General features: G+C 68.6%; 24 protein-coding genes. 18 read left to right on the top strand and 6 right to left on the bottom strand.

Annotation, left to right across the window (positions count from 1 at the left end):
- Positions 1-51: 51 nt before the first annotated feature.
- The 13 genes from dsrA (at position 52) to BLTE_RS15245 (ending at position 12,555) form a co-directional block, all read left to right on the top strand.
- Positions 52-1,365 carry a dissimilatory-type sulfite reductase subunit alpha gene (gene dsrA / locus BLTE_RS15305; RefSeq protein ID WP_126401499.1) on the top strand — a complete coding sequence of 438 codons (1,314 nt, stop codon included), beginning with the start codon at positions 52-54 and terminating at the stop codon, positions 1,363-1,365.
- Positions 1,366-1,440: 75 nt separating this feature from the next.
- A complete protein-coding gene (dsrB, locus tag BLTE_RS15300) occupies positions 1,441-2,520 on the top strand; it encodes a dissimilatory-type sulfite reductase subunit beta (protein WP_126401498.1) in 1,080 nt (359 codons plus the stop codon).
- Positions 2,521-2,605: 85 nt separating this feature from the next.
- On the top strand, positions 2,606-2,998 hold the full coding sequence (gene tusD / locus BLTE_RS15295; protein ID WP_126401497.1) for a sulfurtransferase complex subunit TusD: 393 nt from the start codon (positions 2,606-2,608) through the stop codon (positions 2,996-2,998).
- Positions 2,999-3,008: 10 nt separating this feature from the next.
- The gene (gene tusC / locus BLTE_RS15290) at positions 3,009-3,422 is read left to right on the top strand and encodes a sulfurtransferase complex subunit TusC (RefSeq protein ID WP_126401496.1); all 414 of its coding nucleotides are present in this window, start codon (positions 3,009-3,011) and stop codon (positions 3,420-3,422) included.
- A gap of 10 nt (positions 3,423-3,432) precedes the next feature.
- Positions 3,433-3,741, top strand: coding sequence for a sulfurtransferase complex subunit TusB (tusB, locus tag BLTE_RS15285; protein ID WP_126401495.1), 309 nt, complete (start codon positions 3,433-3,435; stop codon positions 3,739-3,741).
- Positions 3,742-3,807: 66 nt separating this feature from the next.
- A complete protein-coding gene (locus BLTE_RS15280) occupies positions 3,808-4,143 on the top strand; it encodes a TusE/DsrC/DsvC family sulfur relay protein (RefSeq protein ID WP_126401494.1) in 336 nt (111 codons plus the stop codon).
- A 121-nt stretch (positions 4,144-4,264) separates the two neighbouring features.
- Positions 4,265-4,996 carry a respiratory nitrate reductase subunit gamma gene (locus tag BLTE_RS15275; protein WP_126401493.1) on the top strand — a complete coding sequence of 244 codons (732 nt, stop codon included), beginning with the start codon at positions 4,265-4,267 and terminating at the stop codon, positions 4,994-4,996.
- 4 nt (positions 4,997-5,000) lie between these two features.
- Positions 5,001-6,587: a sulfate reduction electron transfer complex DsrMKJOP subunit DsrK gene (gene dsrK / locus BLTE_RS15270; RefSeq protein ID WP_197723240.1), complete on the top strand. Its 1,587-nt coding sequence runs from the start codon at positions 5,001-5,003 to the stop codon at positions 6,585-6,587.
- A complete protein-coding gene (locus tag BLTE_RS15265) occupies positions 6,580-8,535 on the top strand; it encodes an NAD(P)-binding protein (protein WP_126401492.1) in 1,956 nt (651 codons plus the stop codon). Before dsrK ends, BLTE_RS15265 begins: the two co-directional genes overlap by 8 nt.
- Before the next feature lie 3 nt (positions 8,536-8,538).
- Positions 8,539-9,060 carry a hypothetical protein gene (locus BLTE_RS15260; RefSeq protein ID WP_126401491.1) on the top strand — a complete coding sequence of 174 codons (522 nt, stop codon included), beginning with the start codon at positions 8,539-8,541 and terminating at the stop codon, positions 9,058-9,060.
- Complete coding sequence (gene dsrO, locus BLTE_RS15255; protein WP_126401490.1) at positions 9,057-9,821, top strand: sulfate reduction electron transfer complex DsrMKJOP subunit DsrO; 765 nt, start codon at positions 9,057-9,059, stop codon at positions 9,819-9,821. Before BLTE_RS15260 ends, dsrO begins: the two co-directional genes overlap by 4 nt.
- Before the next feature lie 30 nt (positions 9,822-9,851).
- Positions 9,852-11,120, top strand: a complete 1,269-nt coding sequence (gene nrfD / locus BLTE_RS15250) for an NrfD/PsrC family molybdoenzyme membrane anchor subunit (RefSeq protein WP_126401489.1) — start codon at positions 9,852-9,854, stop codon at positions 11,118-11,120.
- 13 nt (positions 11,121-11,133) lie between these two features.
- Entirely contained in the window at positions 11,134-12,555 is a 1,422-nt protein-coding gene (locus BLTE_RS15245; RefSeq protein WP_244600014.1) for a cobyrinic acid a,c-diamide synthase CobB, read from the top strand.
- Here BLTE_RS15245 and BLTE_RS15240 read toward each other — a convergent pair.
- Complete coding sequence (locus BLTE_RS15240; RefSeq protein WP_126401488.1) at positions 12,525-13,082, bottom strand: GNAT family N-acetyltransferase; 558 nt, start codon at positions 13,080-13,082, stop codon at positions 12,525-12,527. The two genes, BLTE_RS15245 and BLTE_RS15240, sit on opposite strands and share 31 nt — an antisense overlap.
- Before the next feature lie 371 nt (positions 13,083-13,453).
- Here BLTE_RS15240 and cysG point away from each other — a divergent pair, with 371 nt between their 5' ends.
- Positions 13,454-14,944, top strand: a complete 1,491-nt coding sequence (cysG, locus tag BLTE_RS15235) for a siroheme synthase CysG (protein WP_126402242.1) — start codon at positions 13,454-13,456, stop codon at positions 14,942-14,944.
- A gap of 7 nt (positions 14,945-14,951) precedes the next feature.
- On the opposite strand, the gene BLTE_RS15230 is transcribed toward cysG, so the two are convergent.
- Complete coding sequence (locus tag BLTE_RS15230; protein ID WP_160140643.1) at positions 14,952-15,839, bottom strand: sulfurtransferase; 888 nt, start codon at positions 15,837-15,839, stop codon at positions 14,952-14,954.
- Positions 15,840-15,971: 132 nt separating this feature from the next.
- A complete protein-coding gene (locus tag BLTE_RS15225; protein ID WP_126401486.1) occupies positions 15,972-16,328 on the bottom strand; it encodes an ArsR/SmtB family transcription factor in 357 nt (118 codons plus the stop codon).
- 54 nt (positions 16,329-16,382) lie between these two features.
- Here BLTE_RS15225 and BLTE_RS15220 point away from each other — a divergent pair, with 54 nt between their 5' ends.
- Both BLTE_RS15220 and BLTE_RS15215 read left to right on the top strand, forming a co-directional pair.
- Positions 16,383-17,369, top strand: coding sequence for an efflux RND transporter periplasmic adaptor subunit (locus tag BLTE_RS15220; protein WP_126401485.1), 987 nt, complete (start codon positions 16,383-16,385; stop codon positions 17,367-17,369).
- Positions 17,366-20,626: an efflux RND transporter permease subunit gene (locus BLTE_RS15215; protein ID WP_126401484.1), complete on the top strand. Its 3,261-nt coding sequence runs from the start codon at positions 17,366-17,368 to the stop codon at positions 20,624-20,626. Before BLTE_RS15220 ends, BLTE_RS15215 begins: the two co-directional genes overlap by 4 nt.
- A 106-nt stretch (positions 20,627-20,732) precedes the next feature.
- Here the strand turns inward: BLTE_RS15215 and BLTE_RS15210 are convergent, their stop codons facing one another.
- Both BLTE_RS15210 and BLTE_RS15205 read right to left on the bottom strand, forming a co-directional pair.
- The gene (locus BLTE_RS15210; protein WP_126401483.1) at positions 20,733-20,948 is read right to left on the bottom strand and encodes a hypothetical protein; all 216 of its coding nucleotides are present in this window, start codon (positions 20,946-20,948) and stop codon (positions 20,733-20,735) included.
- A gap of 4 nt (positions 20,949-20,952) precedes the next feature.
- A complete protein-coding gene (locus BLTE_RS15205) occupies positions 20,953-21,549 on the bottom strand; it encodes a PadR family transcriptional regulator (RefSeq protein WP_244600013.1) in 597 nt (198 codons plus the stop codon).
- Between the two features lie 585 nt (positions 21,550-22,134).
- Between BLTE_RS15205 and BLTE_RS15200 the strand changes: the two genes are divergently transcribed.
- Complete coding sequence (locus BLTE_RS15200; RefSeq protein WP_126401481.1) at positions 22,135-23,922, top strand: PHA/PHB synthase family protein; 1,788 nt, start codon at positions 22,135-22,137, stop codon at positions 23,920-23,922.
- A gap of 50 nt (positions 23,923-23,972) precedes the next feature.
- Here the strand turns inward: BLTE_RS15200 and BLTE_RS18190 are convergent, their stop codons facing one another.
- A complete protein-coding gene (locus BLTE_RS18190; RefSeq protein ID WP_160140642.1) occupies positions 23,973-24,209 on the bottom strand; it encodes a hypothetical protein in 237 nt (78 codons plus the stop codon).
- A gap of 57 nt (positions 24,210-24,266) precedes the next feature.
- Between BLTE_RS18190 and urtA the strand changes: the two genes are divergently transcribed.
- Positions 24,267-25,553 carry an urea ABC transporter substrate-binding protein gene (gene urtA / locus BLTE_RS15195; protein ID WP_126401480.1) on the top strand — a complete coding sequence of 429 codons (1,287 nt, stop codon included), beginning with the start codon at positions 24,267-24,269 and terminating at the stop codon, positions 25,551-25,553.
- Positions 25,554-25,638: the final 85 nt, after the last annotated feature.

Here is a 25,638-nt window from a genome sequence, read left to right as displayed (position 1 = left end):
TCCGGCGGGGCGCGGCCTCCCGGCGGACACCACCGAGGGGGATGGAGTCGCATGTCGCTCGACAAGACGGGTTCGGATCGCGCGCAGGGCAACGGCACGGCGGCGGACCAGCATCGCACGCCGCTTCTCGATCAGCTCGAAAGCGGGCCGTGGCCGAGTTTCGTCACCGGGCTGAAGCGCCTGCGCGATGCATCGGACAAGCCCTACGCGCCGATGATGAACGACCTGCTCGGCCAGCTCGAACACTCCTATACGGAGCGCCTCGGCTTCTGGAAGGGCGGCACCGTCTCGGTGTTCGGCTATGGCGGCGGCGTCATTCCCCGCTTCTCCGAGGTCGCCGACAGGTTCCCGGCCTCGAAGGAATTCCACACCCTGCGCATCCAGCCGCCGGCCGGCTATCACTACACCACCGATCTGCTGCGCCAGCTCTGCGACGTCTGGGAGCGCCACGGCTCGGGCCTCGTCGCGCTGCACGGCCAGAGCGGCGACATCATGTTCCAGGGCTGCTCCACCGAGAATGTGCAGAAGGCGTTCGACGAGTTCAACGCCATGGGCTTCGATCTCGGCGGCGCGGGGCCTGCGCTGCGCACCTCGATGAGCTGCGTCGGCCATGCCCGCTGCGAGATGTCGTGCTATGACGAGGTCAAGGCGCACCGGCGGGTGATCAACGAGTTCCTGGACGAGATGCACCGTCCGGCGCTGCCCTACAAGTTCAAGTTCAAGTTCTCCGGCTGCGCCAATGACTGCGTCAACGCCATCCACCGCTCCGACTTCGCGGTGATCGGCACTTGGCGCGACGACATGAAGGTCGACCAGGCCGAGGTGAAGGCCTATGTCGCCAGGGTCGGCCGCAAATACGCCATCGACCACGTCATCGCCATGTGTCCGACGCGCGCGCTGTCGCTCAATGACGACGACACGCTCGATGTCGACAACCGCTCGTGCGTGCGCTGCATGCACTGCCTGAACGTGATGCCCAAGGCGCTGTCGCCGGGCGACGAGCGCGGCGCCTCGATCCTGATGGGCGGCAAGCGCGCCCTCAAGATCGGCGACCTGATGGGCACGATGATCGTGCCGTTCTTCAGGCTCGAGACGGACGAGGATTTTGACCGGCTGGTCGAGTTCGCCCGCACCGTCATCGACTTCTTCGCCGAGAATGCGCTGGAGCACGAGCGGATCGGCGAGACCATGGACCGCATCGGCCTGCCGGCTTTCCTCGAAGGCATCGGCATCGAGCCGGACCCCAACATGGTCAACCATCCGCGCACCTCCTGCTACGTGCGCACCGACGACTTCACGGATGAGGCGGCGAAGTACTTCGAGCGCAAGGCCCGCGAGGCCGGCCTCGACGTCGCGGCCGACTGACGCCGCCCGTCCGCATCCTTCGCTTCAAGCCGGCGGCCACAGCCGGCACGATCAGACATCTGGGGGACCACGCTCATGAGCACGGCGGAGCAACTGCGCCATCCGATCGAATCCGGCGTCCCGGATCCGTTCCCGTTCATGCATCCGGTGCTGAAGCGGAACTACGGCGCGTGGGCGTGGCACGACCGCCCGCGGCCCGGCGTGCTGCGCCATGTCGCCAAGAGCGGCGAGGAGGTGTGGACGGTGCGCGCCGGCACCCAGCGCCAGATGGACGTGTTCACCATCCGCACGCTGTGCGACATCGCCGACCGCTTCGCCGAAGGCTATGTGCGCTTCACCACCCGCAGCAGCATCGAGTTCATGGTCAGCGCCGCCGACAAGGTGGCGCCGCTGGTTGACGCGCTCACAGACGCGGGATTTCCGGTCGGCGGCACCGGCAATTCGGTGACCATGATCTCCCACACCCAGGGCTGGCTGCACTGCGACATCCCCGGCACCGACGCCTCGGGCGTGGTGAAGAGCATGATGGACATGCTGCACGAGGAGTTCGTGCGCGAGGAGATGCCGAACCGCGTGCACATCACCACCTCCTGTTGCCAGATCAATTGCGGCGGCCAGGGCGACATCTCGATCAATGTGCAGTACACCAAGCCGCCGAAGATCAATCACGATCTCGTCGCCAAGGTGTGCGAGCGTCCCGCCGTGGTGGCGCGCTGCCCGGTCGCCGCCATCCGCCCGGCGATGGTCGACGGCAAGCCGTCGCTGGAGGTGGACGAGCAGAAGTGCGTGTGCTGCGGCGCCTGCTACCCGCCCTGTCCGCCGATGCAGATCAACGGCGCCGATTCGACCAAGATCGCGGTGTGGGTCGGCGGCAAGCACTCGAACGCGCGCTCCAAGCCGGCGTTCCACAAGCTGGTCGTCGCCAATCTGCCGAACAATCCGCCGCGCTGGCCGGAGGTCGCCGAGGTGGTGCGCACCATCCTCTCGACCTACAAGGCCAACGCCAAGGACTATGAGCGCATCGGCGAGTGGATCGAGCGCATCGGCTGGCCGCGCTTCTTCGAGCTGACCGGTTTCGCCTTCACTCGGCACCACCTCGACACCTGGACCGGCGCGCGCAAGACCATGAACATGTCGGCGCACGTCCGGTTCTGAGCGGCCTGCATCACCTCGATCTCGGCAGTCGGCGGAACGGCGCGGCGGCACTTCGACCGCGCTGCCCCATCAGGGAGACCAGCCCGTGCGCTTCGGCATTGTCGTCAATGAAGGCCCCTACACGCACCAAGCGTCGGATACGGCCTATCACTTCACCAAGGCCGTCCTTGCCGGCGGCCACGAGGTGTTCCGCGTGTTTTTCTACCATGACGGCGTCAACAACGGCACGCGCTACACCGTGCCGCCGCAGGACGACCGCAATCTGCAGAAGCTGTGGAGCGAGCTCGCTGAGCAGCACGGCATCGATCTCGTGGTCTGCATCGCGGCCGCGCAGCGGCGCGGCATCCTCGATGAGAGCGAGGCCAAGCGCCACGGCAAGAGCGGCGACAATATCGCGCCGGGCTTCCGGATCTCCGGTCTCGGCCAGCTGATCGAGGCCGGCATCGAGGCCGACCGGCTCGTCGTGTTCGGGGATTGAGGGCAAAGCGATGTCCGAGGGCAACACGAAGAAATTTCTCTACATCAACCGCAAGGCGCCGCACGGCTCGATCTATGCGCTCGAATCGCTGGAGGTGGTGCTGATCGGCGCGGCGTTCGAGCAGGATGTCAGCCTCGCCTTTCTCGACGACGGCGTGTTCCAGATCGCCGCCGGCCAGGACACCGCGGGCATCGGCTCGAAGAACTTCGCCAAGACCTATCGCGCGCTCGGCGACTACGAGGTGCGCAAGCTCTATGTCGAGCGCGAATCGCTGGCCGAGCGCGGCCTGAGCGAGAGCGACCTGATGCCGATCACCTATGAGGACGAGGATGACGACTATGCCGAGAAGCCGTCGATCCATCTCGTCGACCGCGCCGAGATGGCGCGCATCATCCGCGACAGCGACGTGGTCTTGAGCTTCTGAAGGGGCCGTCATGACGACGCTTCACACCATCAACAAGTCGCCGTTCGAGCGCAGCGCGATGGCGAGCTGCCTCAACCACGCCCTCGACGGCGACAGCGTGCTGATGATCGAGGACGCGGTGGTCGGCGCCCGCAAGGGCACCGCGATTGCCAACGATCTGCGCGAGCACCAGCGCACCTGTGCGATCTATGTGCTGGGGCCGGATCTCGCCGCGCGCGGCCTGAAGCCGGAGGATCTGATCGAGGGCATCACGGTCGTCGATTATGCGGGCTTCGTCGATCTCGCCGCGCGCAACCGGCGCGTCTGCGCGTGGCTCTAGTCCTGGCTTAAGCATTGGCTCCGATCGGAGCAGCACTTTCGAACCGATAACCGAGGGAACAGCACCATGTCAGCCTATCAGTTCAACGGCTCCGCCGTCGCCCATGACGAGGAGGGCTACCTCGTCGACATTGCCGAATGGTCGCCGGAGCTCGCGCTGCTGATCGCCAAGTCCGAGAACATCGAAATGGCGCCGGAGCATTGGGAAGTCGTGAACTTCCTGCGCTCCTACTACGAGGAGTACCAGGTGGCGCCGGCCGTGCGCGTGCTGGTCAAGGAGATGACCAAGAAGTACGGCAAGGAGAAGGGCGACCAGAAGTATCTCTATTCGCTGTTCCCCTACGGCCCGGCCAAGCAGGCGTGCAAGATCGCCGGCCTGCCCAAGCCGACCGGCTGCGTGTGAGGCGAACGCCGGCCGCGGCCCCGTTGCCGATGGTCGCAGGCCGGCGTTTCCCCATCCTGTTCGACGTCGCAGAACTGGCCCGACGGCTCGTCAAGAAGCCGCGGCCTCCGGGGAGGAAACGGTGGCGAATGATGCTTTCGTCGTCCTGGCCTATGCCGTGGCGCTGATCTTCGCCGGCGGGCTCGCCTATCGCGTCTGGCTGTATGCGCGGACGCCGGTTCCCTTGAAGATCCCGACGACGCCGGCGCCGCTCACCCGCGCCGGGGCGGCGGCGCGGATGCTGCGCGAGGTGGCGCTGTTCGAGAGCCTGTTCCGCTCCAACAAATGGACCTGGCTGTTCGGCTGGGTGTTCCACGTCTCGCTCGCGCTCGTGGTGGCACGCCATCTGCGCTATGTCCTGGAGCCGGTGCCGCTTCTGGTGCAGCTCATCCAGCCGCTCGGCGTGCTGGCCGGCTTCACCATGGTCGGCGCGCTGCTGGCGCTGTGGGCGCGGCGCCTGCTGGTTCCGCGCGTGCGTTTCATCTCCGGGCCGTCCGATCATCTGGTGCTTGCGCTGCTTGTTGCCATCGGCGCGAGCGGCCTTGCGATGACCTATGTCGCGCGCACCGACATCGTCGCGGTGAAGGCGTTCTGGCTCGGGCTCGTGCATGTCGATTGGCAGCCGCTGCCCACCGATCCGGTGCTGCTCCTCCATCTCGGCCTCGTTGCGGTGCTGGCGCTGGTGTTCCCGTTCTCGAAGCTGCTGCACGGCGTCGGCGTGTGGTTCAGCCCGTCGCGCAACCAGGCCGACGATGCGCGCGAGCGGCGCCACACCTCGCCGGCCGCTCTGGCGCCGGCGGCGCGGGAGGGCTGACGTCATGGCCGGCGACGACAACATCATGGACCGCGCCAACGGCGACCCGCTGGAGTGTCCGGCGCTCGCGCCCGGCGCGATGGCAGGCTCCAAGCCCTATGTGGCGGCGCCCGCGCACCAGGAGGCGCTGGGCTTCCCCGGCCAACTCGTCGAGGGCTGGCAGGAGAAGGCGATCGCCCGGCTCGGCGAGCTGCTGGAAAGCTCGCGGGCGCTGCGCGTCTATCTCGACTCCTGCGTCAAATGCGGCGCCTGCACCGACAAGTGCCAGTTCTTCCTGGGCAGCGGCGATCCCAACAACATGCCGGTGGCGCGCCAGGATCTGCTGCGCAAGGTCTATCGCCGCCACTTCACGCTGGCCGGCCGGATCGCGCCGTCGCTGGTCGGGGCGGAGGATCTCACCGAGGCGGTGCTGGAGGAGTGGTTCAGCTACTTCCACCAATGCTCGCAGTGCCGGCGCTGCTCGCTGTTCTGCCCCTATGGCATCGACACCGCCGAGATCTCGATGGCGGCGCGCGACATCATGGACACCATCGGCAAGGGGCAGAAGTATTCCAACGAGATCATCGGCAAGGTGTTCAGGATCGGCAACAATCTCGGCCTGCCGCCCAAGGCGCTGAAAGCGACGCTCCAGGGGCTGGAGGAGGAGATCGAGGAGGAGACGGGCGTCGCCGTCCGCCTGCCGCTCGATGAGCCGGGCGCCGAGATCCTGCTGGTGACGCCGAGTGCCGACTTCTTCGCCTCGCCGCACATGGAGGGGCTGATCGGCTACGCCAAGGTGCTGCACGAATCCGGCATCAGCTGGACCTTCAGCTCCCATGCCTCGGAAGCCGCCAATTTCGGCATGTTCATCGGCTCCACCGACAACATGCGCAATGTGGCGCTGCGCATCCGCAAGGCGGCGCAGGATCTCGGCGTCAAGCGGCTGGTGTTCGGCGAATGCGGCCATGCCTGGCGCGTCGCCTACAACTTCCTCGACACGCTGGCCGGCCCGTTCGATTTCCTCGATCCGAAATACCCGCGGCCGCAGCACATCTGCGAATTCACCTGGGATCTGATCAAGGCCGGGCGGCTCACCTTCGACAAGTCGAAGAACGACCACATCCGCCTGACCTTCCACGATTCGTGCAACGTCGCACGCGCCTCGCGCATGGGCGACGAGCCCGGCGGCCAGTTCGAGATTCCGCGCGCCATCCTGCGCACGGTCTGCAACCATTTCTACGACATGGCGCCGGAGACCATCCGCGAGAGCACGCTGTGCTGCGGCGGTGGCGGCGGGCTTCTCACCGATGAATTGATGGACGTCCGCATCAAGGGCGCCCAGCCGCGCATGCGGGCGCTGCGCGCCGTCGCCGACGAGCACGGCGTGACGCACATGGCGGCGATCTGCGCGATCTGCAAGGCGCAGTTCTCGAAGATCCTGCCCAAATACGGCTTCGACATGGAGGCGATCGTCAGCGTGCATCAGATGGTGTCGAACGCCATCGTGCTGAGCGGATCGCGGACGGGTGACGCGTCCGACGAAGACGACGCGCCGGACGGCGAACACGATGGCGGGCCCGCGGCACAAAAGGAGGGGAGCGGCGATGAGTGACGTGACCAGCGGCGAGAAGCTCACCTTCCGCCGGTTCGAGACCGGCAAGACCATGTGGGCGTGGGACGATCTCACCGAGAAGATCTTCCAGGCCGGGCGCTCCTACCGGTGCCCCACTTATGTTCACCGCACGCCGCCGTGTCAGGCGAGCTGCCCGTCGGGCCACGACATTCGCGGCTGGCTGGCGATCGCCCGCGGCATGGACAAGCCGCCGGTGGCCGGCATGCCGTGGCAGGAATACGCCTTCCAGCGCATGGTGGAGGCCAATCCGTTTCCGGCGGTGATGGGCCGGGTGTGCCCGGCGCCGTGCGAGGACGGCTGCAACCGCAACGAGGTCGACGATTTCGTCGGCATCAACGCGGTGGAGCATTATGTCGGCGACTGGGCGATCGAGCACGGCCTGTCCCTGCCGGCGGCGGCGCCGCTCGGCGGCAAGACAGTCGCGGTGATCGGCGGCGGGCCGGCCGGCCTGTCGGCGGCCTATTTCCTGCGCCGCGCCGGGCACGCTGTCGTCATCTTCGAGGCGCACGACCAACTCGGCGGCATGATGCGCTTCGGCATTCCCGGCTATCGCACGCCGCGCGACAAGCTCGACGCCGAGATCGGCCGCATCCTCGCGCTCGGCGGCATCGAGACGCGGCTCAACACGCGCGTCGGCCAGGATGTGGCGATCGCCGATCTGGAGCGCGAGTTCGACGCCATCTTCTGGGCGATCGGCGCGCAGCGCGGCCGGCCGCTGCCGGTGCCCGGCGCCGATGCGGAGAACTGCATCACCGGCATCGAATTCCTCGACGCGTTCAACCGCGGCTGGGTGTTCTCCACCGCCATGCGCATCGTCGTGGTCGGCGGCGGCGACACTTCGATCGACGTTGCCTCGGTGGCGCGCCGCCTCGGCCACATCACCCGCGCCAACGAGCACGATGTGCGCCCCAGCACCGAGTTCGGCCACACCGCCCACGATGTCGCCGGCACGCTGCGGCGCGAGGGCGTGCGCGCGGTGCTGACCTCGCTGTTCCCGATCACCGAGATGACGGCGGCCGAGCGCGAGCGCGAGGATGCGCTGCGCGAAGGCATCGAGATCAAGGGCGGCATCATGCCGCTCGAAGTGATCAAGGACGAGGCCGGCCGCGTCGCCGCGCTGCGGGTGTGCGAATGCACCATGAAGGGCATGACGCCGCTGCCGGTGGATGGCACCGAGTTCGAGATTCCCTGCGACATGATCATCTCGGCGATCGGCCAGATGGCCGACCTCGCCGACGGGCTCGAACGGCTCGACAGCGGCCGTGGCGCCATCGCCATCGACCCGGTGTTCCAGGTCAAGACGATGCCGAAGCACTTCGCCGGCGGCGACGCAGTAAAGCCGCATCTGCTCACCACCGCCATCGGTCATGGCCGCATCGCCGCCGAGACCATCGGCGACTTCCTGGAAGGCCGGCTCGGCGACCGGCGCCCCAAGATCGATGTCCGCCATTTCGACATGATGGCGGAGCTGGAAAAGCGCGGCCTCGCCCCGGCACCCTACGACCACCGGCAGGCGCGCGGCACCTCGGCCGGCAATTTCGCCATCCACAATTACGAGGACCGCAGCGCGACGCAGGTGGTCTCGCACAAGGATCTGTTCAAGGGCCACTTCGCCCATGTGCCGCGGGCGCGGCGGGCGGAGCGCCACGTCGAGGCCGATGCGGTGCTCGGCGATTTCGCCGAACGCATCATCGGCCTGACGGAGGAGCAGGCGCGCAAGGAGGGCGAGCGCTGCATGAGCTGCGGCCTGTGCCTGGAGTGCGACAACTGCGTGATCTTCTGCCCGCAGCAGGCGGTGTCGCGCGTACCGAAGAACCAGCGCGCGGTCGGCCGCTACGTCACCACCGATTACGCCAAGTGCGTCGGCTGCCAGATCTGCGCCGATGTCTGCCCGACCGGCTACATCCAGATGGGCCTCGGAGACTGAGCGATGATCCGCGCAAGAGCGATGGCGGTTGCGCTGCTGGTCTCGCTCATCGGGGCGGGCAGCGCCATTGCGGGCGAGGGCACCGGCGCCGGCCGCACGCCGCGTCCCAATCCGCCGAAGGCGCAGGGCGAGGCGTGCGTGCGCGACACCGATTTCATGCGCCGCAACCACATGACCCTGCTGATGCACCAGCGCGATGACACGGTGCATCGCGGGGTACGCACCAAGGAACTGGGTACGAAGGATCCGGGCACGAAAGATTCTGGCACCAAGGATCTCAGCCTTTCCGGCTGCATAAGCTGCCACGCTGCGCCGGGTACCGACGGCCAGCCGGTGAGCTATGCCGACCCCGGCCATTTCTGCCGCGCCTGCCACAGCTATGCGGCGGTGTCGATCGATTGCTTCGAATGCCATGCCTCGCGCCCTGCGCCGGCCAAGGCGGCATCCGGCAGCGACGGCACGATGCCGGATCTCGCAAAGGATCTGGCGGCCTATCTCGACCAGACGCGGGAGGGCGGGCGATGAGCGATGCGCGCGACACCCGCACCACTCTCGCGGCCGACCGGCGCGCGCTGTTGCGCGGGGCCGGCGGCCTGCTGGCGGTGCTGCTCGCTCCCGGCGTCACGCTCTATGCGATGGGTGGCGCGGAGGCCGAGGCGCGCGCGCCGGGCGAAGCCGTCTCGCCCAAGGTGCGCTGGGGCCTGCTGATCGACGTCAACGCCTGCCCGGCCGACTGCGACGCCTGCGTCGCCGCCTGCCGCACCGAGAATGGCTGGGCCGACACCGGCCACAAGGCGACCGATCCGCACTGGATCCGCAAGGTCAGCGTGCGCGATCCGGCGTCGGGTGCGGCGCGCGAGGTGCCGGTGATGTGCCAGCACTGCGCCAGCGCGCCCTGCGTCGATGTCTGCCCCACCGGCGCCTCGTTCCGCCGCGCCGACGGCATCGTGCTGGTCGACCGCCACATCTGCATCGGCTGCCGCTACTGCATCATGGCCTGTCCCTACAAGGCGCGCACGCTGGTGCACGAGCCGGTGCACGACCAGACGGCGGATGCACCGCGCGGCAAGGGCACGGTGGAGGGCTGCACGCTGTGCGCGCCGCGCATCGATGCCGGCCGCCTGCCGGCCTGCGTCGAGGCCTGCGCCGCCAAGGGTGGGGCGATGCTGTTCGGCGACCTCAACGACCCCAATAGCGCGATCGCCAAGGCGGTCGCGGCACGGGCGCCGGCGCGCATCCGCGCCGACCTCCGGCTCGATCCCGGCGTCGGCTACCGGGGGCTGTGACGCTCTCCTTCAAGCGTGTGGACTCAAGCGATGGCGAAACTGGCGTTTCAGACACTCGACGACCACAGCACGCCGTTCTGGGCGCTCATCGCCGTTCATGTCGCGCTGGTCGCGGCCGGGCTCGGCGCGGCGCTGTACATGGAGGAGAACGGCCACATCGTCACCGGCATGAACAACCAGATCGTCTGGGGCCTGCCGCACGTGTTTGCGGTGTTCCTGATCGTCGCGGCGTCGGGCGCGCTCAATGTCGCCTCGGTGTCCTCGGTGTTCAACCGGCTGGCCTACAAGCCCTATGCGCGGCTGTCCGGCCTTCTCGCCATCGCGCTCCTGATCGGCGGGCTCGCCGTGCTGGTGCTCGATCTCGGCCGGCCGGACCGGCTGCTGGTGGCGATGACTACCTATAATTTCAAATCGATCTTCGCCTGGAACATCTATCTCTATTCCGGCTTCGTCGTCATCGTCGCGGCCTACCTGTTCTCGATGATGGACCGGCAGGCCGCGAAGTCGGCGGCGTTCGGCAAGGCGATGGGCTGGCTCGCCTTCGGCTGGCGGCTGGTGCTGACCACCGGCACCGGCTCGATCTTCGGCTTCCTCATCGCGCGCGAGGCCTATGACGCGGCGATCCTGGCGCCGCTGTTCATCGCCGCCTCGTTCCTCTATGGGCTGGCCTTCACCGTGCTGGTGCTGCTCACCATGTCGCGCGAGACCCGCGACGAGCTGATGCCCGAGGAGATGCTGGGCAAGTTCCGCGGCCTGCTGGTAATCTTCGCATTGGCGGTGCTTTATTTCACCGCCGTGCAGCACGTGACCAAGCTCTATTCCGCCGCGCACCAGGGCGTCGAGCTGTTCCTGCTGCGCGACGGCGGCATTTTCCCACTGATCTTCTGGCTCGGCCAGATCGGCATCGGCACCGTGCTGCCGCTGGCGCTGCTGGCGTTTGCGCCGCGCGGCACCAAGGGCCGGCTGGCGATCGAGCTGGCCTCGGCCTTGTTCCTCATCGGCGGCCTCGCTCAGCTCTACGTCATCATCATCGGCGGGCAGGCGTTTCCGCTGGCGCTGTTCCCGGGCATGGAGGTGTCGAGCCCGGCCCTCGACGGCGCGGTCGGCCGCTACGTGCCCGCGCTGCCCGAGCTGCTGCTGGGCGCGAGCGGCGTGTCGATGGCGATGCTGATCGTTGCCCTGGCGCTGCGGCTGATGCCCTTTTTGCCGAAGGCGCCGGCTGGAGCCGTCTCCGCAAATGCGGCGCCAGATCAGGGGCTTGGCGGATCCGATCCGATGCCGTCGGGCCGAGCGCTCTGAGGCGTGACGATAGATGGTGAGCCGGCTCTTCATCTCCGCCACCCACAAGTCGTCCGGCAAGACCACGCTGACGCTGGGCCTTGCCGCGGCGCTGGAGGCGCGCGGGCTTGCCGTCCAGACCTTCAAGAAGGGGCCGGACTATATCGATCCGCTGTGGCACGCCTGCGCCAGCGGCCGGCCCTGCTACAATCTCGATTTCAACACCCAGAGCGAGGCCGAGATCGTCGCGACCTTCCGGCGCAATGCGCGAGGAGCGGATATCGCCATCGTCGAGGGCAACAAGGGCCTGCACGACGGCCTCGACCTGGAGGGGCGCGACTGCAGCGCCGCGCTGGCGAAGCTGGTCGCGGCACCGGTGGTGCTGGTCGTCGATGCAACCGGCATCACCCGCGGCGCGGCGCCGCTGGTCGCCGGCTATGCGGCGTTCGACCCCAAGGTGACGATTGCCGGGGTCATCCTCAACAAGGTGGGCTCGGCGCGCCAGGAAACCAAGCTGCGTCAGGTGCTCGAACGCTACACCAGCGTGCCGGTGCTGGGCGCGGTGCGGCGCAACGATGCGCTGGCCGTGGCCGAGCGCCATCTCGGCCTCACCACGCCGCTGGAGACCGAGAGTGCCGCCGCGGTGATCGCCGCTGCCCGCGACCTGGTGGCGGATTGCGTCGATCTCGACCGCCTGATCGGCATTGCCGCCACCGCGACCCTTGCGCGGCCGGCCGCGCCCGGCATCGTCGAGCCCTCACGGCACCGGGATGTCCGCATCGCCGTGGCGCGCGATGCCGCCTTCGGCTTCTATTATGCCGACGACCTCGATGCGCTGGCCCAGGCTGGCGCCGATTGCGTGTTCTTCGACACGCTGGCCGACAGCCGCCTGCCGGCGGCCGATGCGCTGCTCATCGGCGGCGGGTTTCCCGAGACGCAGGCGGCGCGGCTTGCCGCCAACACCGCGCTCCTCGCCGACATCCGCCAGGCGATCTCACGCGGCCTTCCGGTCTATGCCGAATGCGGCGGGCTGATGTATCTGACGCGCGGAATTACATGGCGCGGCATCACGCACGCGATGGTGGGGGCGATCCCGGCCGATACGGTGATGCACGAACGGCCGCAGGGCCACGGCCTCGTCACGCTGGAGGAGACGGCGGTCTCGCCTTGGCCCGGGCGGCTGATCGGCGCCACCATACCGGCGCACGAGTTCCATCACGCCGCACTGGAGAACATCGCGCCGGACAGCCGGTTCGCCTATCGCGTGCGGCGCGGCGTCGGCATCGGCGGCGGCCATGACGGCGTCGTCGTCAACAATGTGCTGGCGAGCTTCAGCCATCTGCGCAGCACATCGCGCAACGCCTGGGCGCAGCGTTTCGTGGCGTTCATTCGGGAACAGCGGACACGCCGATCGCTCAGCGGGCCTCAGGACGTCTGGCTGGCGGCGAACGGATGAGCGGGGCCCGCGCCCTGGAGCAGGTCCGGTGCGCCCACGACCTCGGGCGCATCGCCCGCACGCTGCAGAATGGCCAGCACGGTGTCGTTCTCGAACCGCAGGTCGTCGGTGAAGCCGGCGGCGAGGCACTGCATCGGCACGTTTGACTTCAGGCACGACAGCTCGATGCGGCGGATGTCGGCGCGCCGCGCCTCCTCGATCATCGCCACCATCAGGCGCGAGCCGATGCCGTGGCGGCGCCAGCAGCCCTCGACGCTGAAGGCGCCTTCCCCCGTGCGGGTGATCTCGTCGCTCAGCATCAGCTCGCAGGCGCCGCGGATCTCGTCCTCGACGACGAAGCCGATGACGATCCGCCCGTCCGACAGCGCCGCGCCGGCATGCAGCACCACATGGAAATCCGAGACATCGGCGAAGAAGCGCAGTTCACGTGCCGCCTGATCGAGCCGCATCATGTGCTCGCAATAGCGATCGGCATCGGCAGGTCCGAGCCTGACGATGCTGCCGGGCGTCTCGACGGATGAGGCCATGGTCTTGAACTTCCGATTCGGAGCGTGCTGCATCGCAGCAAAATGTGACAACACTTAGGCTAAAGTCGCATGGTGACCATTGGGCACGCAAGACATGGACAGAGCGTTAAGCCAATGGCGGCGATCGCCGGCCGCTGGCAGGGATCGCGGATTTTCGGGGAATCCGTGATGTCCGGAACGACAATCCGCGCGTGGCGGCGGCTTCAAGCGCCAGCGTCCGGGGCGGTTCGCGTGAAAGAATACGATTATTCGTATGTATTGATATTATGACGAGCGGCCGGTAGGCTGGTCCCCGAAGCCGGCCGTTCGAGAGCCGGCACGGACGAGGCGGCGCCGATGCGGCCCGCCCCGCGCGGGAGGCGCGAGTGACCATGCGACATCTGCCGATCTGTCTCGATATCGAGGGCAAGCCCATCGCGGTCATCGGCGGCGGCGTGGTCGCCGCGCGCCGCACCGAGCTTCTGCTGCGTGCCGGCGGCCGCGTCACCGCCTTCGCGCCCGAGCTTGCGCCGGACTTCGTGGCCATTCTCGATCACCCCAACCTTCGGCACGAGCCGAGAGACCCCACGCCGGCCGACCTGGAGGGCCGGGCACTGTGCTTCGTCGCAACCCCGAGCCCGGACCGGGACGAAACCTTCGGCGCCCTGGCAAGACGCGCCGGCGTGCCGGTGAACGTCGCCGACCGGCCGGAATTGTGCGACTTCATCATGCCGGCGATCGTCGATCGCGACCCGCTGATCGTCGCGATCTCGACCTCGGGCGCCTCGCCGATCCTTGGGCGAATGCTCAAGGCGCGTCTAGAGAGTACGATTCCGGCCGCCTATGGCCGGCTGGCCGGTCTGGTCGGCCGCTTCCGCGACCGCGTGCGCGACCGGCTGTCTTCGCCCGCAGCGCGGCGCCGGTTCTGGGAGGACGTGCTGGACGGCGCGGTCGGCGACCTCGCTCTGGCCGGCAACGACCGCGCCGCCGACGCCAGCCTGCGGGCCGCGCTCGAACAGGCCGCCGCAACCCATGGCGAAACTCACGGCGAAGGTCACGCCTTGGCGCCGCGCGGCGAGGTCTATCTGGTCGGCGCCGGGCCGGGCGATCCCGACCTTCTCACCTTCCGGGCGCTGCGGCTGATGCAGAAGGCCGACGTCGTGGTCTACGACCGCCTCATCGACGACGGCGTCCTCAATCTCGTGCGGCGCGAGGCCGAGCGCATCTTCGTCGGCAAGGCGCCGGGCCAGCACACGCTGCCCCAGGCCGAGATCTGCAGCCTGCTTGTGCGGCTGGCGCGCGAGGGCAAGCGGGTGCTGCGGCTCAAGGGCGGCGATCCGTTCCTGTTCGGCCGTGGCGGCGAGGAGATCGAGGTGCTGGCCGCGCACGCCATCCCGTTCCAGGTCTGCCCCGGCATCACCGCGGCCAGCGGCTGCGCCGCCTATTCCGGCATCCCGCTCACCCACCGCGACCACGCCCAGGCTTGCGTGTTCGTCACCGGCCATGGCCGCGACGGCTTCGTCGATCTCGACTGGCAGGCCCTGCTGCAGCCGCGCCAGACGGTGGCGATCTATATGGGCCTCGCCCATCTCGACGATCTGATGGCGGAATTCATCGTCCGCGGCGCCGACCCCGATCTGCCGGCGGCGGTGGTCGACAACGGCACCCGCGCCGATCAGGCGGTGGTCACCGGCACGCTGGGCACGCTCGCCGCCAAGGTGCGCGAGGCGGCGCTGCGCGGCCCGGCGATCATCATCGTCGGCACGGTGGTGACGCTGCACGGGCGGTTGAACCGCGGCACCAGCGTTCAGCCGGCGCTGGACGACGCCGGCGACCTGCTCGCCGCCCATCCCGGCGCGCCGGCCGCGACCTGCCCGGTGTGAAACCCTATCAGACCCCGCCGGTCACCACCGGCGCCTCGGGCTGCGCCGCATACTCGACCCAGGAGCGCTTGTAGAGCCGCACCCTGGCGAAGCCGAGCTCAGTCAACACGGACGCGGTCTCGGTGGCGCGCACGCCCGACTGGCAATAGACCACGATCTCCTTGGCCGGATCGAGCGCCGCATAGAGGCCGCGCAATTCGTCGAGCGGCTTCAGCTGCATGCCGGTGCTGTCGGCCACCAGCCCACGGGCGAGCTTGGCGGCGGTGTCCGGATCGCGCCAGTTGGCCTCGAACGGGATGTTGATCGCGCCGGGAATGCGGCCGCCGCGGGCGGCCCGCACGTCGGTGCCGGCGAACTCGCCGGGGGTGCGCACGTCGAGCAGCACCATGTCGGACGCGCCGAGCCGCGCCAGCACCTCGCTGGTCGGGATGAGAAGCGCCGGATCGAGCCGGAGTTCGACGGTCACCGGCTGCCGGCGGCTCTCGCTGGTCTCGACCGTCTCGCCGGCCTCGCGCCAGCCCTCGATGCCGTCATGGAAGGTGGCGACGCGGCGCGCCCCGAAATAGCGCAGCGCGAACGCGCCGGCATAGGCGAACGGGCTGCCGCGGGTGGCATAGACGATGATCTCGCGCTCGAGATCGAGCCCGGCCTCACCGAGGCTGTTCGCCACCCACGCCAGCTCGCCGCCTTCCTCCGGGGTCGGCAGCCGCAGCAGGCGCTCGCCGCCCGGCACATGGACGGCGCCGGGAATGTGGCCCTGGGCGAAGCTTGCGCCGTCGCGCACGTCCCACACGATCGCATCGCGCGCCATGGCGGCGGCGACGCCCGCGGCATCGACGATTCCCGCGGACGGTGCGGGGGATGTGCTGGGGGCGTGCGGCAGGGGAGAGGTCATCGGCTCGTTCCGGCGTGTCATTGGTTTGATGAGGGACGATTCACCGGAAGCGCGGGCGATGCAAGCCTCGCCGCGCGCCGGCGGATCTCGATATGCGGGGTGCCGACGTGCGGCCTCACGGACAACATGCCGTCAAAACGGGGGTGTGCGGCGCGCCCGCGCTCCCAGTGCCTTCGGCGGCGTGACGCCGCAGGCCCCAGCGCAGAACAAATCGTACAGCACGGCGATGATGCGCGACACGCCCTCGGCGGCGATCGAATAATAGATCGTCTGCGACTCGCGGCGCGTCTTGACCAGCGCATCCAGCCGCAGCCGCGCCAGATGCTGGGATAGCGACGACTGGCTGAGACCCATCGCTTCCTGCAGCTCGCTCACCGAACGCTCGCCCTTGTGCAGCTCGCACAGGATCATCAGGCGGTGGCGGTTGGCCAGCGCCTTCAGGAAGGCCTCCGCATCCGCGGCCCGGGTGCCAAGCGTCTCAAATTCCATCTTGTTATATTAGTGTATTCTAATATATGTGTCAAACGCCACTGGAGAGACCCGATGCGTCCGACACCGCTCATCGCCGGCCTTGCCTGCGTCCTGTTCGCCTCCGCCGCACCGGCGGCCGAGATCGTCGTCAAGCCCGCGTCCGTCGAGGATTGGAAGGCGGTGTTCGCCACCGTCGAGCCGGTGCGCCAGCTCGTCGCCCGCGCCCGCATCGGCGGCACCATCGACAAGCTCAATGTCAAGGAGGGCGACGAGATTCCGGCCGGCGCCGAGGTCGCCACCGTGGTCGACGAGAAGCTGCTGCTGCAGATGAAGGTCTCCGACCAGCGCATCCGCTCGCAAGCCGCGCAGCGCGATCAGGCCAAGGTCGATTTCGATCGCATCGAGGAGCTGAAGCGCCGCGGCGTCTCCTCGCAGACCCAGCTTGATCAGGCCCGCACCGCACTCGACGTTGCCGAGCGCACGCTCGCCGCCATGCAGGCCGAGCGCGGCGTGATCGAGCAGCAGATGAAGGAAGGCGTGGTCTATTCGCCCGGCGCCGGCCGGGTGCTCACCGTGCCGGTGTCGGTGGGGCGCGTGGTGCTGCCCGGCGAGACCATCGCCACGCTGGCCGAGGACCGCTACATCCTGCGCCTGCGCCTGCCCGAGCGCCACGCCCAGATCATGCATGCCGGCGATCCCGTCCGGATCGGCGCCCGCGGCCTGGGGAGCGATGACCTGAAGGGCAAGGGCGAGGAGGCGCTGCGCACGGGCCGCGTGCGCCTCGTCTATCCCGAGATCCAGGGCGGCCTCGTGGTCGCCGACGTCGAGGTCGAGGGCCTCGGCAATTATTTCGTCGGCGAACGAACCCGGGTCTATGTCACGACAGGCCGGCGCAGCGCCATCGTCGTGCCGGCGGCAGCCGTCTATGCCCGGGCCGGCGCCCATTTCGTGCGGCTGAAGGACGGCACCGAGGCCGTCGTTCAGCCCGGCGAGGCCCGCGATGGCCAGATCGAGATCCTGTCCGGCCTCCAGGCCGGCGAAGTGGTGGTGACGCCATGAGCGGCAATACCCAGCCCGAGGTTCGGCTCGGCCTGTCCGGCCGTCTCACCAAGACCTTCATCCAGTCGCCGCTGACGCCGCTTCTGCTGCTGGGCAGCCTGATCGTCGGGCTTCTCGCGCTGCAGTCGGTGCCGCGCGAGGAGGAGCCGCAGATCTCGGTGCCGATGGTCGACATCCTGGTGTCCGCCGATGGCTACAAGGCCGAGGACGCGGTGGAGCTGATCACCCGGCCGCTCGAGGACATCGTCAAGGGCATCAACGAGGTCGAGCACGTCTATTCGCAGACGCTCGACGACAAGGTGATGGTCACCGCCCGCTTCTATGTCGGCACCAGTCAGGATACCGCGGTGCTGCGGGTCCACGACAAGATCCGCGCCAACATCACCGGCCTGCCCAAGGGCATTCCCGAGCCGCTGATCGTCGGCCGCGGCATCGACGATGTCGCCATCGTCGTGCTCACTCTGTCGCCGAAGCCGGAGCGCGCGGCGGCCTGGACCGACAACGGCCTGTTCCAGGTGGCCGAGGAGCTGCAGCACGAGTTGAGCAAGGTCGACTCGATCGGCGGCAGCTACATCGTCGGCGGCAGCGCCAACCAGATCCGCGTCGAGCCCGATCCGGAGCGGCTGTCGCTCTACGGCATCACGCTCAACCAGCTCGTCGACAAGCTCACCAACGCCAACCGCTCGTTCCAGCTCGGCACCTTCCGCGAGCAGGGCCGCGCGGTGCCGGTGGTCGCCGGCCAGACGCTGCAGGGCATGCCCGATATCGGTCTGCTGCTGCTGACCTCGCGCGACGGCCGCCCGGTCTATGTCAAGGATGTCGCCGACGTGAAGGTCGGCGCCGCCCAGCCGGAGCATCTGAGCTGGACCCTGACGCGCAACGCCGAGGGCGGGCTCGACAAGCGGCCGGCGGTGAGCATCGCGCTCGCCAAGCGCAAGGGCGCCAATGCGGTGGTGGTGGCCGAGGACATCCTCAAGCGCCTCGACATCGTCAAGGGCCGCATCGTGCCCAACGACATCGAGTTCGCGGTCACCCGCAACTATGGCGAGACGGCGACCGAGAAGGCCGACGAGCTGCTGTTCCACCTCGCGCTCGCCACCGTGTCGATCGTGCTGCTCATCACGCTGGCCATCGGCTGGCGCGAGGGCGTGGTGGTGATGGTGATCATTCCCACCACCATCCTGCTCACGCTGTTCGCGGCGTGGCTGATGGGCTACACCATCAACCGCGTCAGCCTGTTCGCGTTGATCTTCTCGATCGGCATCCTGGTCGACGACGCCATCGTGGTGGTCGAGAATGTGGTGCGCCACTGGAAGATGCGCGGCGACCGAGGGCTGGTCGAGACGGCGATCGAAGCAGTGGCGGAAGTCGGCAACCCGACCATCGTCGCGACGCTGACCATCGTCGCGGCCCTGCTGCCGATGATGTTCGTGTCCGGCCTGATGGGCCCGTACATGGCGCCGATCCCGGCCAACGCCTCGATGGCGATGCTGTTCTCGTTCTTCGTCGCCGTCACCATCACCCCGTGGCTGCTGCTCAAGGTGGCGCGGCGCCGCTTCGAGCGCGAGCGCGGCACGGCGGGCGGCGACGGCCACGATGTCGGCGCCATGGGCCGCTTCTATGCCTGGGTGGCGCGGCCGCTGCTCGCGGGCCGCACCCGCTCCAAGGTGTTTCTCACCGTCGTCGGCGTCGCCACGCTCGCCGCCTGCACGCTGTTCGCCACCAAGACGGTGCGGGTGAAGCTCTTGCCGTTCGACAACAAGTCGGAAATCCAGGTGGTGGTCGATCTGCCGCGCGGCGCCTCGCTGGAGGAGACCGACCGGGTGCTGACTGCGGCCGCCGAGCGGCTGAAGGACCTACCCGAGCTGACCTCGATCCAGGCCTATGTCGGCACGGCCGCGCCGTTCAACTTCAACGGCCTGGTGCGTCACTACTATTCGCGCGAGACGCCGGAGCTGGGCGACCTGTCGGTCAATCTCGTGCCGAAGGGCGACCGCGAGCGGCCGAGCCACGCCATCGCGCTCGACATCCGCAAGCGCCTTGCGGACCTGCCGGCGCCCGCCGGCACGGCGGTCAAGGTGGTGGAGGTGCCGCCGGGGCCGCCGGTGCTCTCGACCCTGCTGGCCGAGGTCTACGGCCCCGACGCCGAGACCCGGCGCGAGCTGGCGCGCAAGGTGCGTCAGGCGTTCCAGTCGGTCGATTTCGTCGTCGATGTCGACGACAGCTTCGGCACCCGCGGCGAACGCCTGCGCTATTCGATCGACCAGGACGCGCTGGAGTTCCACGGCGTCGAGGAGCAGGCGGTCTACGACACGCTGGCGGCGCTGATCGGCGGCGTGAAGATCGGCTATTCGCAGCGCGGCGGCGGCCTGAAGCCGATCGACATCACCGTCGCCTTGCCGCGCGCCGGCATGACGCCGGGCGAGAAGGTGCTGTCGACGCCGCTGCCGGCCGGCGGCACCGCGCGCCAGGGCGCCAATGTCGAGCTTGGCGACGTGGTGACGGCCAAGCGCGAGCTCGCCTCCTTCCCGATCTTCCGCCACAACGGTCGCTTCGCCGAGATGGTCAGCGCCGAGGTCGCCGGACGGTATGAGGCGCCGGTCTATGGCATGTTCGCGGTCGAGGATGCGCTGAAGGGCATCGATTGGGGGCCGGGCGGCCCGCCGACCGTCAAGTATCACGGCCAGCCGGAGGATGATTCCCAGCCCACGCTGCTGTGGGACGGCGAATGGGAGGTGACCTATGTCACCTTCCGCGACATGGGCGCGGCGTTCGGCGTGGCGCTGCTCGGCATCTATCTGCTGGTGGTGGCGCAGTTCGGCTCGTTCCGGCTGCCGCTGGTCATCCTGGTGCCGGTGCCGCTGACCCTGATCGGCATCGTGCTCGGCCACTGGCTGTTCGATGCGCCGTTCACCGCCACCTCGATGATCGGCTTCATCGCGCTCGCCGGCATCATCGTGCGCAACTCGATCCTGCTGGTGGATTTCATCCGCCATGTGCGGGCGCGCGGCGTGCCGCTGCGGGCGGCGCTGGTCGAGGCCGGCGCCATCCGCTTCAAGCCGATCGTGCTGACGGCGGCGGCGGCGATGATCGGCGCGGCGTTCATCCTCACCGACCCGATCTTCCAGGGGCTGGCGATCTCGCTGGTGTTCGGCCTCGCCTCGTCCACCGCGCTGACCGTGCTGGTCATCCCGGCGATCTATGTGCTGCTGCGCGACGACGGCGTGCCGCTCGAACGCGGGCGCGCGGCGGGGTAGAGCACGCTCGGCAGGCGCCGGGACCGCCAAAGATCTCGCAACACCCGAAGGCCCGGCCGCGTGCCGGGCCTTCTGCTTGACCGGCTCCCGGGTAATCGGCAGCGGGTCAGACGCAAGCCGGATGACGGCGCGGCAGAGGCTCGGGCCGTTCCGCCCCGGCGGCGGCCTCCGCGGGCGGCGCCTGCGCCGGCCGGGGGTCCGGCGCGCGTCCGTTCGCCGGGCTGGCGGCCTCGCCCAGCACCACCGGGCCGGCATCGACCCGCCGGCCGAGCTTGCCCGCCCGCGACAGGGCGTGGAGCCGCTTGCGGATCCCTGGCTCCATCGCCTCAGCTCCGCTCAACGTCGGCGACCGCGCGGTCGAGCGCCTCGGCAATGGCGCGCGCGGCGTCCTCGGTGAGCGGTCCGCGCTCCATGCGCATGCGCAGCGCGAGCTTCAGGTTCTCCATGGCGCGGATCACCGGCGCCGGCACGTCGGCGCGGCTGGCGCCGATCTCGGCCATGCGGGCCAGCATCGCCTCGACCGTCGCCCGGTTGGCGTCGAGATAGGCGCGGCCGGCCGCGGTGATCGCATAGAGCTTCTTGCCGCCCTCGGCGCTGACGGCCTCGACCCAGCCCTGCTCCTCGAGCAGCGCCAGCGCCGGATAGATGGTGCCGGGGCTCGGGCTGTAGGCGCCGTTCACCGCGGCCTCGATCGACTTGATCAGCTCATAGCCGTGGCGCGGCTTCTCGGCGATGAGGTGCAGCACCACGAGGTGAAGGTCGCCATGGGCGAACAGGCGCCCCAGGCGTCCGCCGCGTCCCCGCCCGCGGCCGCCGCCCTGCTGTTCGCCCCAGGGGGCGAAGCCGTCGGTCTCGAAATCGCGTTGGCCGCGGCCGCGCCGTCCGCCGAAGCCGCCGGGGCCTCCCGGCCTGGAATTGAACATCTCTTTCTCCATCATCATTCGCTGGTGTCGCCGTTGGTGGCGCATGCGCCGCTGTTCGCCGTCCGGCGCGTCGGCGCCAGTGGGCTCCTCGGCCGCTGGGCCGGTCCGGCCCGAAAAGTGGCGGCGCTGTCGGCCGCCGTTCGTGTGCATCGGAAACATCTGTCCCTCTCTGGGTTTCGATGGCAATTAGATATATCGAAGCAACATCGAAATCAACACCCGTCATGACGAATCTGTCGCCGCGAGGCCCGATCGCCGCGGCTGGCCCTACGGCGCGGCCCGGCGTCCGGCCCGTCCGGGCGGCCGGCGCCCCGCCGGGCCGCGCGATCGAGCGATCGTGGCCCGTGGCCGAGCCTGCGCCGTAAGCCATGGGTGAAACTGCGATTTTTGGAATGCGGCGGCGTGCCCGCGTGTGGCCGGCCGGACGTCGCGTCCGGGGATTTCTTCCCCGCGTCACGGACCGGAGTCATAATTTGCGTTCATGAACCGCCGCCCGTCCTGGACGGGTGCGCCTCGCCAGTGGGACTCGACAGCGTGGCCCGGGACGCCTCCCGCGCGCGGAGACCCGAGCGGAGATCGATCAGCATGCAGACCGCGGTATCGGATCATCGGCACACCCCGCCAGCGCCGGAGGGCGGGCGGGCGGCCTCCATCCTGCCGGCGGAGTCGGACTGGGACCGCTACTTCCACGCCGGCCTCGCCGCGCTCACCGGCGGCTTCTCGCCAATTCCGCTGCAGACCGCCCTCTACAATTGGGCGGCGCACCTCGCGACCTCGCCGGCGCGGCAGGCCGAGCTGTCGCTGCTGATGGTCCAGGAATGGACGCGCTTCGCCGGGCTGGCGATGCAGACCTCGATGGCGGACGGCACGTCCGAGCCCGCCGCGCGCGCGCTGCCGCAGGACCGCCGGTTCCGCCATGAGAGCTGGCGGATTGCGCCATTCTCCTTCTATGCCGAGGCGTTTCTCGGCATCGAGCGCTGGTGGCGCGAGGCGACCACCGGCGGCCACGGGATCGCCGCCGCCGACCGTGCGCTGCTCGAATTCGTCGCGCGCCAGGTGCTCGACACCGTGGCGCCGTCGAACTTCCCCGCCACCAACCCGGAGATTCTCGAACGGATCATGTCGACCGGCGGCCGGTGTCTGATCGAGGGCGCGCTCAATGCCACCGAGGACTGGGTGCGCCGGGCCAGCGGCCAGCGGCCGCGATCGACCGATGCCTTCGTCGTCGGCGAGACGGTGGCGACGGCGGAAGGCTCGGTGGTGCTGAAGACGCCGCTGTGCGAGGTGATCCAGTATCGGCCGCGCACCGGCACCGTGCGTCCGGAGCCGGTGCTGATGATCCCGGCCTGGATCATGAAGTACTACATTCTCGATCTGTCGCCCGCCAACTCGCTGGTGAACCACCTGCTCGAGGCCGGCTTCACCGTGTTCATGATCTCGTGGAAGAACCCGACGCCGGAGGATCGCGACGTCGGCTTCGACGACTATCGCCGCCTCGGCCTGCTGCCGGCGCTGCAGGCGGCGCTGGCGATCACCGGCGCCCGCCGCGCGCACGGCGTCGGCTACTGCCTCGGCGGCACACTGTTGGCGATCACGGCGGCGGCGATGGCGCGCGACGGCGACGACCGGCTGGCCAGCGTCAGCTTCCTCGCCGCCCAAACCGATTTCGAGGAGGCGGGCGAGCTCAAGCTGTTCGTCAATGAAAGCCAGGTCAGCCTGCTGGAGGACATGATGTGGCGCCAGGGCGTGCTCGCCGCGCCGCAGATGCAGGGCACGTTCAACCTGCTGCGCTCGAACGACCTGATCTGGTCGAAGATCGTCAAGCAGTACTGGATGGGCGATCCCGAGCCGTCCTTCGACATCATGGCCTGGGCGACCGACGCCACCCGCATGCCCTACCGCATGCATTCCGAATATCTGCGCTCGATGTACCTCAACAACGACCTCGCCCGCGGCCATTTCCTGGTCGATGGACGGCCGGTGGTGGTGCAGGACATCCGCGCCCCGGTGTTCGCGCTCGGCACGGAGTGGGACCACGTGGCGCCCTGGCGCTCGGTCTACAAGTTCAACCTGCTGGCCGACAGCGAGGTGACCTTCGCGCTCACCAATGGCGGCCACAATCAGGGCGTGGTCTCGCCGCCCGGCCGGCACGACCGCCATTTCCGCATCGCCACCCGCCAGGAGCAGGACCGCTACATCGACCCCGAAGCGTGGGTGCGGCAGGTGCCGCCGCAGACCGGCTCGTGGTGGCCGTCCTGGTTCGAATGGCTGAAGCGGCGCTCCGGCCCGCCGGCCGCGCCGCCGCCGATGGGCCGGCCCGACCTCGGCCTCGCCGAGATCGCGCCGGCGCCGGGTACCTACGTGCGGGGGTGAGGCGGGGGAGTAGATTGCCCGTTCGGCGGGCAACGCTGCCGCCCGCTGCGTCAGGCTCGGCGCCGCGTGGGGGCGGCCGCCGGCACCGCATGCACGTTTTCGTGATGACAGCCAATGGCGTGGGCGGGCGTCTGCCCAGATTTTGATCGCGCTGCCCGTTCTGTCGTCAGATTGGGCAGGCGGCGGTCGGCGTCGCCGGTGCGTGGACCTGCGGCGAACGGTTGGCATCGCAGCATGAACAGCGCCTTGCTGCAGCGCGAGGCGCGCTCGGCCATGTGGTCGGCCATGTGGCACGGCGGTTGCCCATGGCAAGGCGCAGCCAACCAATAGCCGGAGGCACTTTCATGTCATTCACCAGGCGCAGCATGCTTGGGGCCGTCTCACTGCTCGCATCCCTGTCCCTTGGGATCGGCGGGGCCCGTGCCGAGGACACCATCAAGGTCGGCATCCTGCATTCGCTGTCCGGCACCATGGCGATCAGCGAGACGACGCTGAAGGACGTCATGCTGATGCTGATCGAGGAGCAGAACAAGAAGGGCGGCCTGCTCGGCAAGAAGATCGAGGCCGTGGTGGTCGATCCCGCCTCGAACTGGCCGCTGTTCGCCGAGAAGGCCCGCGAGCTCATCGCCCAGAACAAGGTCGCCGCCGTGTTCGGCTGCTGGACCTCGGTGAGCCGCAAGTCGGTGCTGCCGGTGTTCAAGGAGCTGAACAGCATCCTGTTCTACCCCGTCCAATATGAGGGCGAGGAGAGCGAGCGCAACGTGTTCTACACCGGCGCCGCGCCGAATCAGCAGGCGATCCCCGCCGTCGACTATCTGATGTCGGAGGAGGGCGGCGGCGTGAAGCGCTGGGTGCTCGCCGGCACCGACTATGTCTATCCGCGCACCACCAACAAGATCCTCGAGGCCTATCTGCTCGCCAAGGGCGTGGCCAAGGAGGACATCATGATCAACTACACGCCGTTCGGCCATTCCGACTGGCAGACGATCGTCGCCGACATCGTCAAGTTCGGCTCGGCCGGCAAGAAGACGGCGGTGGTCTCGACCATCAATGGCGACGCCAACGTGCCGTTCTACAAGGAGCTCGCCAACAAGGGCGTGAAGGCCACCGACATTCCGGTCGTCGCCTTCTCGGTCGGCGAGGAGGAGCTTGCCGGCGTCGACACCAAGAACCTCGTCGGCCACCTCGCCGCCTGGAACTATTTCCAGTCGGTCGACACCCCCGACAACAAGGAGTTCATCGCCAAGTGGCATGACTTCACCAAGAACCCGAAGCGCGTGACCAACGACCCGATGGAAGCGCACGTCATCGGCTTCAACATGTGGGTCAAGGCGGTCGAGAAGGCGGGCACCACCGATCCCGACAAGGTGATCGACGCGATCATCGGCGTCGAGGTGCCCAACCTCACCGGCGGCACCTCGAAGATGCTGCCCAACCACCACATCACCAAGCCGGTGATGATCGGCGAGATCCGCGACGACGGCCAGTTCGACGTGGTGTGGCAGACCAAGGACCTCGTCCCGGGCGATGCGTGGTCGGACTTCCTGGAAGGCTCCAAGGACCTGGAGGCCGACTGGGTGGAGAAGAAGTGCGGCAACTTCAACACCAAGACCGGCAAGTGCGGCGGCTGAGTCTGACCTGATACGGTTTCCGGCTGATCCCTTCGGGATACCGGAAACGGTCTCGCCGAAAACCCTTTTTTCGCAAGCGGGGTTT

The organism is Blastochloris tepida, from assembly GCF_003966715.1.
GTDB classification, from domain to species: domain Bacteria; phylum Pseudomonadota; class Alphaproteobacteria; order Rhizobiales; family Xanthobacteraceae; genus Blastochloris; species Blastochloris tepida.
The sequence above is the reverse complement of the archived record's forward strand: the minus strand, read 5'-3'. Positions and strand labels throughout refer to the sequence as shown.